The sequence below is a fragment of the Streptomyces sp. NPDC059080 genome, from assembly GCF_042739975.1.
GTDB lineage: Bacteria > Actinomycetota > Actinomycetes > Streptomycetales > Streptomycetaceae > Streptomyces > Streptomyces benahoarensis.
In genome coordinates this window covers 5,024-15,182 of sequence record NZ_JBHYGX010000052.1, presented here as the reverse complement: position 1 = coordinate 15,182, position 10,159 = coordinate 5,024, and the positions used below count along the sequence as shown (strand labels likewise).

9 protein-coding genes are annotated in these 10,159 nt (G+C 70.1%); 5 read left to right on the top strand and 4 right to left on the bottom strand.

Features of this window, described 5'->3' with window-relative positions; translation table 11 throughout:
* Positions 1–108: 108 nt before the first annotated feature.
* Entirely contained in the window at positions 109–870 is a 762-nt protein-coding gene (locus ACFWWQ_RS27015; RefSeq protein WP_384601250.1) for a GntR family transcriptional regulator, read from the bottom strand.
* A 241-nt stretch (positions 871–1,111) separates the two neighbouring features.
* On the opposite strand from ACFWWQ_RS27015, the gene ACFWWQ_RS27010 reads away from it, so the two are divergent.
* The 3 genes from ACFWWQ_RS27010 (at position 1,112) to ACFWWQ_RS27000 (ending at position 4,345) form a co-directional block, all read left to right on the top strand.
* On the top strand, positions 1,112–2,380 hold the full coding sequence (locus ACFWWQ_RS27010) for an extracellular solute-binding protein (RefSeq protein ID WP_384601247.1): 1,269 nt from the start codon (positions 1,112–1,114) through the stop codon (positions 2,378–2,380).
* Between the two features lie 148 nt (positions 2,381–2,528).
* Positions 2,529–3,518 carry a carbohydrate ABC transporter permease gene (locus ACFWWQ_RS27005; RefSeq protein WP_384601244.1) on the top strand — a complete coding sequence of 330 codons (990 nt, stop codon included), beginning with the start codon at positions 2,529–2,531 and terminating at the stop codon, positions 3,516–3,518.
* Positions 3,515–4,345 (top strand): carbohydrate ABC transporter permease, encoded by an 831-nt coding sequence (locus tag ACFWWQ_RS27000; RefSeq protein ID WP_384601241.1) that lies wholly within the window; start codon positions 3,515–3,517, stop codon positions 4,343–4,345. The genes ACFWWQ_RS27005 and ACFWWQ_RS27000 overlap by 4 nt, the downstream gene beginning before the upstream one ends.
* Before the next feature lie 171 nt (positions 4,346–4,516).
* Here the strand turns inward: ACFWWQ_RS27000 and nagB are convergent, their stop codons facing one another.
* Positions 4,517–5,299 carry a glucosamine-6-phosphate deaminase gene (gene nagB / locus ACFWWQ_RS26995; RefSeq protein WP_384601238.1) on the bottom strand — a complete coding sequence of 261 codons (783 nt, stop codon included), beginning with the start codon at positions 5,297–5,299 and terminating at the stop codon, positions 4,517–4,519.
* A 929-nt stretch (positions 5,300–6,228) separates the two neighbouring features.
* Between nagB and ACFWWQ_RS26990 the strand changes: the two genes are divergently transcribed.
* The gene (locus tag ACFWWQ_RS26990; RefSeq protein WP_384601300.1) at positions 6,229–7,698 is read left to right on the top strand and encodes a sensor histidine kinase; all 1,470 of its coding nucleotides are present in this window, start codon (positions 6,229–6,231) and stop codon (positions 7,696–7,698) included.
* Positions 7,699–7,853: 155 nt separating this feature from the next.
* On the opposite strand, the gene ACFWWQ_RS26985 is transcribed toward ACFWWQ_RS26990, so the two are convergent.
* Together ACFWWQ_RS26985 and ACFWWQ_RS26980 are read right to left on the bottom strand one after the other, a co-directional pair.
* Positions 7,854–8,111: a WhiB family transcriptional regulator gene (locus ACFWWQ_RS26985; RefSeq protein WP_003983230.1), complete on the bottom strand. Its 258-nt coding sequence runs from the start codon at positions 8,109–8,111 to the stop codon at positions 7,854–7,856.
* Between the two features lie 320 nt (positions 8,112–8,431).
* Positions 8,432–9,415: a diacylglycerol/lipid kinase family protein gene (locus tag ACFWWQ_RS26980; RefSeq protein ID WP_384601235.1), complete on the bottom strand. Its 984-nt coding sequence runs from the start codon at positions 9,413–9,415 to the stop codon at positions 8,432–8,434.
* A 142-nt stretch (positions 9,416–9,557) separates the two neighbouring features.
* Here ACFWWQ_RS26980 and ACFWWQ_RS26975 point away from each other — a divergent pair, with 142 nt between their 5' ends.
* Complete coding sequence (locus ACFWWQ_RS26975; RefSeq protein ID WP_384601232.1) at positions 9,558–10,016, top strand: hypothetical protein; 459 nt, start codon at positions 9,558–9,560, stop codon at positions 10,014–10,016.
* Positions 10,017–10,159: the final 143 nt, after the last annotated feature.

Below are 10,159 nucleotides of genomic sequence, written 5' to 3'. Positions count from 1 at the left end.
CTGGGGGGGGGTGTTTTTTTTTTCATCACCCCCCCGCCGCCCCCCCCCCCCCCCCGCGCCGGCCGCCGGGGCGGCGGGGCCCCCCCACGCCCCAGGACGCCGCGGACGTCACTCCACCGGGCGGCTCAGCCGGGCGACGAACTTGTAGCGGTCGCCGCGGTAGACCGAGCGGACCCACTCCACCGGACGGCCCTGCGCATCGCGCGAATGGCGGGAGAGCATCAGCATCGGCAGCCCGACATCCGCGCCGAGCAGCCCGGCCTCGCGGGGCGTGGCCAGCGACGTCTCGATGGTCTCCTCGGCCTCGGCGAGCCGCACGTCGTAGACCTCGGCCAGCGCGGTGTAGAGCGAGGTGTACTTGACGAGGTTGCGGCGCAGCGCGGGGAAGCGCTTGGCGGACAGATGGGTGATCTCGATGGCCATCGGCTCACCGCTGGCCAGCCGCAGCCGCTCGATGCGCAGCACCCGCCCGCCGGTGGCGATGTCCAGCAGCCCGGCCAGCCGGTCGTCGGCGGTGACATAGCCGATGTCCAGCAGCTGGGAGGCGGGCTCCAGTCCCTGGGCGCGCATGTCCTCGGTGTACGAGGTGAGTTGCAGCGCCTGGGAGACCTTCGGCTTGGCGACGAAGGTGCCCTTGCCCTGGATGCGCTCCAGCCGCCCCTCGACCACCAGCTCCTGGAGGGCCTGGCGGACCGTGGTGCGGGAGGTGTCGAACTCCGCGGCCAGCGCCCGCTCCGGCGGCACCGGTGTGCCAGGCGGCAGCGTTTCGGTGATCTCCAGCAAGTGCCTTTTGAGGCGGTAATACTTGGGTACGCGGGCGCTGCGTGTGGCCGTCGTGCCGTTCTCCGCGCTACCCCCGTCGGTCTGCATGACCCGCCCTTCCGCCCTGTGTTCCGCTGCCGTCACCGGCTCCTCCGTACCTTGTGCCTCACATCGTGGCACGGACGTGATCGCCGGGCCCTTCCGCGGCCCGCACCCCGGCAGATGTCGGTCCGGTAACGGAGCCGACAGCGACTCTTATGCACCCTTGACACCCCAAAAGGTCTAGGCCAAGCTGCGGGCACTGGTCTAAACCATTAAAGACCACACCCGGCCTCTAGGGGAGAGCGCAATGAAGCGTGGACTCATAGCAGCGACCGCGGTCGCGGGAATGCTGATGAGTGTCGCTGCCTGTGGGTCCAGCGACGGCAGCGGTAACGGCGCGGACGGCTTCAAGGGCCAGAAGCTGACCGTGTGGGTGATGTCCGGCTCCAATCCGTCGCAGTGGACGGCCCAGGTCTCCAAGGAATTCGAGAAGAAGACCGGCGCCACCGTCGACTTCAAGGTCCAGCAGTGGGACGGCATCCAGCAGAAGCTGACGACCGCCCTGTCCGAGAACAGTCCGCCCGACGTCGTCGAGATCGGCAACACCCAGACCGCCGCCTATGCCAAGGCCGGCGCCCTGCTCGACCTCGGCGACCTCAAGAAGCAGATCGGCGCCGACTGGAGCGACTCCTTCAACAAGGCGGCGATGGCCGACGGGAAGCAGTACGCGCTCCCGTGGTACGCCGGCAACCGCGTCGTGATGTACAACAAGAAGATCTGGGCGAAGGCCGGGATCAAGGACCTCCCGACGACGCGCACCGAGCTGTTCAAGGCGTTCGACACCATCAAGAAGAAGACCGACGCCGAACCGCTCTACCTGCCCGGTCAGAACTGGTACTTCTTCGACGGCCTGACCATCGGCACCGGCGCCGACCTCGTCAAGAAGAGCGGCGGCAAGTGGGTCTCCAACCTCGCCGACCCCAAGGTCGCCAAGGCGATGGACATCTACAAGACCTACCAGTCCTTCAGCGACGCCCCCAAGAACAAGGACGAGGCGACGCCGCAGCAGGCCGAGGTCTTCGCCAAGGGCAAGACCGGCGCGATCATCGCCATGGGCTACGAGGCGGCCACCGCCGTCAAGGCCAACCCGGACATCAAGAACGACATCGGCTTCTTCACCCTCCCCGGTGAGACCGCCGGCAAGCCCGAGGGCGTCTTCCTCGGCGGCTCCCACTTCGCGGTCGCCGGCGGCAGCACCAAGCAGGACCTCGCCAAGGAGTTCCTCAAGGTCGCGCTGTCGAAGAAGAACGACGCGCAGATGGTCAAGGAGGTCGGCTGGAGTCCCAAGTCCCCCGACCTGGAGAGCGCCGCCAAGGGCAACCCGGCGGCCGAGGCGGCGGCCCCCGCGGCCGCGAAGTCCGGCGGCACCACCCCGCTCATCCCGGAGTGGGCGGCCGTCGAGAACGTCCCGAACCCGATCAAGAACTACATGACCGCCGTGCTGAACGGACAGACCGCGGACGACGCCGCCAAGGCCGTCGAGCCGGAGATCAACAAGCGGCTCGCCCAGCAGTAGGGCGACGGCCGCCGAAGGGGCGCCGCCCGTCCGGGGGCGCCCCTTCGCGGACCCGGCACACCCGGTCCCTCCGTACGCCCGGCCGCCCCCGGCCCGTACGGAGGCACCGCAATGCGCGCGACATCGGCACGAAGGGGAGCGAACGGCCATGGCAGTGCAGCTCGACGACGCGGTGGGCAAGAGGGCGCCGCGCATCGGCAAGGGCGGTGCGCCGCCGTCCGGCCGCGCCACCGGCACCCAGCGGACCCGCACCGGCAGAGCCACGCCCTATCTGCTGCTGCTCCCCGCGCTGCTCGCCACCGCCGTCTTCCTCGGCTGGCCGATGGTCCGCAACGTCCTGCTCTCCTTCCAGACCCTCAACATGAAGGAGCTGATCCAGCATCTGACGGTCTGGAACGGCACCGGCAACTTCCAGGAGATCCTGGGCAGCGAGGAGTTCTGGCGGGTCACCCTCCGCACCCTCGTCTTCACTGCCGTCAACGTCGTCCTGATCATGGCGCTGGGCGTCCTCATCGGCCTGCTCCTCGCCCGGCTGGGCACGAAGATGCGGCTGATGCTCTCCGTCGCGCTGGTACTGGCCTGGGCGATGCCGGTCATCGCCGCCACCACGGTCTTCCAGTGGCTCTTCGACTCCCGCTACGGCGTCGTCAACTGGGTCCTCGACCAGCTCGGCTGGCACGCCATGGCCCACTACGACTGGGTCGGCACCCAGCTCTCCACCTTCTTCGTCATCACCCTGCTGATCGTCTGGCAGTCCCTGCCGTTCGTGGCGCTCAACCTCTACGCCGCGACCACCACCATCGCCAAGGAGCTGTACGAGGCGGCCCGGATGGACGGCGCCGGGACCTGGAAGGTCTTCACCACCGTGACCTTCCCCTTCCTCAAGCCGTTCTTCCTCGCCACGACGTTCCTTGAGGTCATCTGGGTCTTCAAGGCGTTCCCGCAGATCTTCGCCATCAACAAGGGCGGCCCGGACCGGCTCACCGAGACCCTGCCGATCTACGCGTTCACCGAGGGCGTCGGCAACCTCCACTTCGGCATGGGCGCCGCGATCTCGCTGCTCACCATCGCCGTGCTGCTCGCCATGACCGCGTACTACCTGCGTCTGACGCTCAAGCAAGAGGAGGACGAGCTGTGAAGCGCTCGCTCGCCGGCCGGATCTGGCCCAACGCGACGGCGGTCGTCCTCGCCATCGGCTTCGTCTTCCCCGTCTACTGGATGTTCAACACGGCGTTCAAGCCGACCGGCGACATCCTCAGCGACGTCCCCGTGTGGTTCCCGCTGCACGGCACCTTCGCGCACTTCGCGACCGCCGTGGGCGCCCCCGACTTCTGGACGCTGGCGGGCAACTCCGTCCTCGTCACCGCCCTCGCCGTCGGCCTCTCCCTGCTCATCGCGCTCTGCGCCGCCTTCGCGCTGACCCGGATGCGGTTCAAGGGCCGCAAGGCGACGCTGCTGGTCTTCATGGTCGCGCAGATGGCGCCCTGGGAGGTCATGGTCATCTCGATCTACCTCATCGTCCGCGACGCCGACATGCTGAACAGCCTCGTCCCGCTGACCGCCTTCTACATGCTGATGGTGCTGCCCTTCACCCTCCTGACGCTGCGTGGCTACGTCGCCGCCGTACCCAAGGAGCTGGAGGAGTCCGCGATGGTCGACGGCTGCTCGCGCCGCCAGGCGTTCACCAAGGTCGTCTTCCCGCTGCTCGCCCCCGGTCTGATGGCCACCTCCCTCTTCGGTTTCATCACCGCCTGGAACGAGTTCCCGCTCGTCCTCGTCCTCAACAAGGAACCGGCCAAGGGGACCCTGCCGCTGTGGCTGTCGCAGTTCCAGAGCCAGTTCGGCGACGACTGGGGCGCCACCATGGCCGCCGCGTCGATCTTCGCCGTACCGATCCTGGTCCTCTTCCTCTTCCTCCAGCGCAAGGCCGTCGGCGGCCTCACCTCCGGCGCCGTGAAGGGATGACCCGGACCCCATGAGCACCACCCGTACCCGCGCGGCCACCGACACCCTCACCCGCGACGCGCTCACCCGCTGACGGGTGCAGCGGCCGACGGCTGACCCGGCCGCCACAGGCCGACGGCCGGGACGCTCCCGCGTGGGGGAGCGCCCCGGCCGTCGCCGTGTCCCGGTCGTCTACAGGCCCTGCCACTCCGGCTTGGCCGCGTACGTCGCCCGGAAGTAGTCCGCGAGCTTCAGCTCCGACGCGGCGGCCTCGTCGACCACGACCGTGGCATGCGGGTGCAGCTGGAGCGCGGAGGCGGGCACCACCGCGGCGACCGGGCCCTCGACCGCCTGTGCCACGGCGCGCGCCTTGCCCGCGCCGGTCGCCAGCAGCATCAGGTGGCGCGCCTCCAGGATCGTGCCGATGCCCTGCGTGATGACGTGGTGCGGCACCTCGTCGAGGCTGTCGAAGAACCGCGCGTTGTCCTCGCGGGTCTGCCGCGTCAGCGTCTTGATACGGGTGCGCGACGCGAGCGAGGAGCACGGCTCGTTGAAGCCGATGTGCCCGTCGGTGCCGATCCCGAGGATCTGGAGGTCCACCCCGCCGGCCGCCCGCAGCGCCTCGTCGTACGCCGTACAGGCCGCCGGGATGTCGTCGGCGGAACCGTCGGGTCCCAGGAAGGAACCCTTGGCGATCCCCAGCGGTTCGACGACCTCGCGCAGCACCACCGAGCGGTACGACTCGGGGTGCCCGGCGGGCAGCCCGACGTACTCGTCGAGCTGGCAGACGCGGACCCGCGAAGCGTCCACCGCTCCGGACGCGACCTGCGCGGCGAGCGCTTCGTAGATGGGCAGCGGGGTCGAGCCGGTGGCGACACCGAGCAGCGCGTCGGGCTTGCGGCGCACCAGGGCGGCGAGGGCGTCGGCGATGAGCGAGCCGCCTGCCGTGGCGTCCGGAACGATGACAACTTCCACGCGTGGCCTGCCGTTCTGAAGAATGGAGTCTGGTGGTATAGACCAATCTACCAGAGGGGATGCCCCGGGCCCGGTTCACGGAGGCCGTCTTCCGTCCGCGAAACGGCATCGAATTCCCCGCCCATTCGCGCGTTCCACCCTCCGTGCCGAACCCTCCACGCTCCGTTTGTCCGCCGCCCCGCCTTTGCGGTGCGGAATTCCGTAATTCCCTTAAGGGGAAGGGGGAATGGAGGCGGCGCCGGAAAAGGGAAGGGAAAATACCGGGCCGGAAAAGGAGTGCGTCGCCGGGCCCTGTCCGGCGGGGAACGGGCCGGCCCGGCGACGCACCTGAGCGGTCGCCCGGGGGGAGGCAGGTGGGCGACCGGGTGGGGAGGTCACGTGGTGACGCGCCTCCAGCATGGGCACGCGGAATCAAAAGGCCGTCAACGGGGGATCAACGCCAGATCCGCCCCGCCCGAACCCGGGCAGCCCCGCGCCGCCATGGCTTCATGTGGGGGAGTGCCCGGCGGGTCGCGCGGCGCATCCGGGCCCGAAAACACCCGCGGGCCGCGGCGCCGGGACAGGACCCTCAACCTGTCCGGCACCGCAGCCCGGAGCTGCATCGGCCGGTTCCGTAGGGCGGTCGGACACCCCGAGTGCGGTGGGGGTGGCGCCCGCCCGGGAACCGGTCGATCGGAGACCGTTGCGTAGTCAGGGCAGAGAACGCGCCGGTCTCGATCCGCCCTCCTGTGCGGGGAGGGCGGAAGTCTGTAGCAGAAAACATTGTGGACTAGACCATTCTGATCTGTCCATGCCCATGCGGGACGAAAGATCCGTGCCGCCGGACCACCCGCCCGCACGGTACGGCCACCCCGAGGGAAGCCCTCCGCGCGGAGAACACAGGAAGAACAGGGACACCGTACGCCGGTAGGCTCGCTGGCGTGCCCTCCATGAACGATCTCGTACGCCAGCACACCGCTCTGAGCGACTCCGACCTCGAGTGGCTGCACCTGCTCGTCTCGGAATGGCAGCTGCTGTCCGATCTGTCCTTCGCCGACCTGGTGCTCTGGGTGCCCACCCTCGACGGGACCCGCTATGTGTCGGTGGCCCAGATGCGGCCGAACACCGGGCCCACCTCCTACCAGGACGACATGGTCGGCCACCTCGTTCCACGGGGCCGCCGCCCGATGCTGGACTCCGCGCTGGACGAGGGGCGGATCGTCCGCGAGGGCGACCCGGAGTGGCGCGAGGAGGTGCCGGTCCGTGTCGAGTCCATCCCGGTCCGCCGCGAGGGCCGGGTGCTGGGCGTGATCGCCCGCAACACCAACCTCCTGACCGTCCGTACCCCGAGCCGCCTGGAGCTGACCTACCTCCAGAGCGCCTCCGACCTCGCCCAGATGATCGCTGCCGGAACGTTTCCGTTCCCGGCCCAGCAGGTCGACATGGACGCCTCGCCGCGCGCCGGCGACGGCCTGATCAGGCTTGACGCGGACGGCGTCGTCCAGTACGCCAGTCCCAACGCGCTCTCCGCCTACCACCGCCTCGGCCTCGCCGCCGACCTGGTGGGCCACCACCTCGGCCGCACCACCGCCGAACTGGCGCCCGCCCGCGGCCCGGTGGACGAGGCGCTGGTCAAACTGGCCAGCGGCTGGGCGCCGAGGGAGTTCGAGGTGGAGGGCGGCGACGGCGTGATCCAGCTCCGGGCGATCCCGCTCAAGCCCAAGGGCACCCACAGCGGTTCGCTGGTGCTGCTGCGCGACGTCACCGAACTCCGCCGCCGCGAGCGGGAACTGATCACGAAGGACGCCACCATCCGGGAGATCCACCACCGGGTGAAGAACAACCTCCAGACCGTCGCCGCGCTGCTGCGCCTCCAGTCCCGCCGGATGGACTCCGCCCAGGGCCGCGAGGCGCTCGACGAGGCGGTGCGCCGGGTCGGCTCGATCGCGATCGTCCACGAGACGCTGTCGCAGAATCTCGACGAACGTGTCCAGTTCGACGAGATCGCCGACCGGGTCCTCGCGATGGTCGCCGAGATCTCCCCCGGCAAGGTCGCCACCCGCCGCACCGGCCGCTTCGGCATCCTCGATGCCGAGGTCGCCACCCCGCTGTCGATGGTGCTGACCGAGATCCTGCAGAACGCCCTGGAGCACGCCTTCGACGAGGGGGAACAGGGCGCGGTCGAGGTGGGCGCGGTACGCGGCGGCAGTCGTACGGAGCCGCGGCTGCTGGTCACCGTCCAGGACAACGGCCGCGGTCTGCCCGAGGGCTTCGACCCGCAGAGCGCCGGAAACCTGGGCCTCCAGATCGTACGGACCCTGGTGGAGGGGGAGTTGGGCGGCACGTTCGACATGGTGCGCGCCACCGAGGGCGGTACGCGGGTGCTCCTCGACGTACCGGTCCGGCCCGAGAAGAGCTGAACCGACCGGGCGCCGCGGCCACCGGGGGGCGGCGCGGTGGTGGCCCGCACAGCAGTAAGCCCCGGACCACGAGGTGGTCCGGGGCTCAAAGCTCACGTTGCTCTGCGCATCGGGGGTACTGCGCGCTGCGGCTCGGGGGCCACGGGGAGTCTGTGTCAGGCGCTGGCGTTGCGCGCCCGGTTGCGAGCTGCACGGCGCTTCATCGCGCGGCGCTCGTCCTCACTCAGACCACCCCAGACGCCGGAGTCCTGGCCGGACTCCAGCGCCCACTGCAGGCACTGCTCCATGACGGGGCAGCGGCGGCAGACGGCCTTGGCTTCCTCGATCTGCAGGAGCGCAGGACCGGTGTTGCCGATGGGGAAGAAGAGCTCGGGGTCTTCTTCGCGGCAAACGGCGCGGTGACGCCAGTCCATGGCTGCTCCATCTCCTCGTATAACGGGAACGTTGCTTGTGAATGTGAACGCTTTCACGAATCCCTCCGCAGGGGAAGGGCCGAATGCCAGTAGGCAAACTGGTGCGGTCCTGTGGAATGAGGAGGGGATTCGGACTCTCAAGGGGGCCGGTGAAGTGGCCGTCCCGATCGCCATGAAGAGACTCGCAAACCTCGGCGACGGATACAACCCCTACCGGAAACTTTTTTTTGATTCCTTGGTGTCGCCTAGGTCACAGCCGTACTTCTAGGGGGTGGAAGTCAGCCTAAACGTTCGAGTGAAAGGACTTTAGGCTCTGCCGCTCACACAATCACACGCAGTGCACGGCGTACGCCTGTGAACGTCACACTCGTACGCAGTCCGAGGTGGTCTCCGTCCATCTGAAAGGGCAGCGGCACCTGTGAATGCAAGGTGAAGGCCGTCAGGTCGTGGAGTGACAGTGCGTGTTTGCCTCGGGGGCCGCGCTCCGGTGTGGAGGTCAGCAACTGGGTTGCGTAACGCGTCACGGCGGCGGGGGAGAGGCGGCTCAGGGCGAAGACGTCCAGCGCGGTGTCGAACGAGGCGTCCGGAAGCGGGTAGAGCGGGCGATTGCCCAGGTAGCTCCAGGGAGAGGTGTTGCAGATTATCGACATCACCAGGCCGTCGGTGATCTCCGGGGCGCCGCCGCCCGGGGCCGGACGTTCCAGGGTGATGGTGCCCTGGTGGCGGTTCTGGTCGCCCAGGAACTGCCGGACGACCTGACGGACGTAGAGGCTGTGGGTCGAACGCTTGCCGCGCTCGCGCTGTTGTTCGACGCGGCCGACCACTCCGGCGTCGAAGCCGAATCCGGCGCAGAAGGTGAACCAGCGCCCCGGTGTGGCCTCGTCCTCGCTGCCGGGGGTGCCCGCCGCGTGCCCCAGGCCGACCGTGCGTTCGCTGCCGTCCCGCACCGCGTCCAGCAGGGCGCCGGTCGCCTCCACGACATCGTTCGGCAGGCCGAGCGCGCGGGCGAAGACATTGGTGGAGCCGCCGGGCACCACGGCCAGGCGGGGGTGGGACTCCGGGTCGGGGCCGTGCGTCAGCAGGCCGTTGACGACCTCGTTGACGGTGCCGTCGCCGCCGAGCGCCACTACCAGCTCGGTCCTGCCGTCCTCGGCGGCCTGCCGGGCGAGGTCGCGGGCGTGGCCGCGGTACCGGGTCTCGGCGACCGTCAGATCGAGATCGCTGGCGAGCGCATGGGCCAGAACGTCACGGGTGCGGGCACTGGTGGTGGTGGCAGCGGGATTGACCACGAGAAGCGCGCGCATGACCGCCAGCGTACCTACCTGCTGGTACCGGCCCGGCGACGCACCTCCCCGGAAGGCGTCCCGGGCGGGGAGCCGCGGTGCCGGCCGGTGCGGCGACCCGGGGGCGGCCGGTGGGCGGCGGGGGCGGCGCTACCCTGCTGGGGTGAGCAGTCAGCAGCAGAAGAAGTCCGCACGCCAGGCCGCCGCCGCACCCGCGGCCCCCGAGCGGCCCGGACCGCGCCCGGCCCGGCTGAGCGCAGCCGCGGTGCTCACCGCCGTCGAAGGCGTCACCGTGGCCGCCCTCGGTCTCTTCCTGCTGATCGAGGGCGTCACCGGCTCACCCGACAGCCCGCAGCAGGCCGTGACCGGCGCGGTGACGGTCCTCGCGCTGGCGGTGCTGCCGCTGGTCGCCGCGCGCGGGCTGTGGCTGCTGCGCCGCTGGAGCCGTGGCCCCTCAATGATCACCCAGATCGTGGCGCTGCCCGTGGCCTGGACGCTGATCAACGGCGGCGGCGCGCTGATCGCGGCGGGTGTCGCGCTGGCGGTCGCCGCGTTCGTCGTCCTCGGCCTGCTGGTCAACCCGACGGCCACCGTGGCGCTCGGTATCGGCCCGCGGGAGTGACCGGCGGGAACGGCGGAGGGGGGGGGGGGGCCCCCCCCCCCCCCCCCCCCCCCCGGCCCCCCCCGCGGGGGGACACCGCCCCCAGGGGGCCGGGTCGCCCCGCGGGGCGGGGGGGGGGCCCCACCCCCGCGAGAGGGGCAAGC

Bases quoted from the DNA above. Each gene is read 5' to 3' on its own strand.
- ACFWWQ_RS27015 (WP_384601250.1), bottom strand. From the start codon at position 870: ATGCAGACCGACGGGGGTAGCGCGGAGAACGGCACGACGGCCACACGC.
- ACFWWQ_RS27010 (WP_384601247.1), top strand. From the start codon at position 1,112: ATGAAGCGTGGACTCATAGCAGCGACCGCGGTCGCGGGAATGCTGATG.
- ACFWWQ_RS27005 (WP_384601244.1), top strand. From the start codon at position 2,529: ATGGCAGTGCAGCTCGACGACGCGGTGGGCAAGAGGGCGCCGCGCATC.
- ACFWWQ_RS26990 (WP_384601300.1), top strand. From the start codon at position 6,229: ATGAACGATCTCGTACGCCAGCACACCGCTCTGAGCGACTCCGACCTC.
- ACFWWQ_RS26985 (WP_003983230.1), bottom strand. From the start codon at position 8,111: ATGGACTGGCGTCACCGCGCCGTTTGCCGCGAAGAAGACCCCGAGCTC.
- ACFWWQ_RS26980 (WP_384601235.1), bottom strand. From the start codon at position 9,415: ATGCGCGCGCTTCTCGTGGTCAATCCCGCTGCCACCACCACCAGTGCC.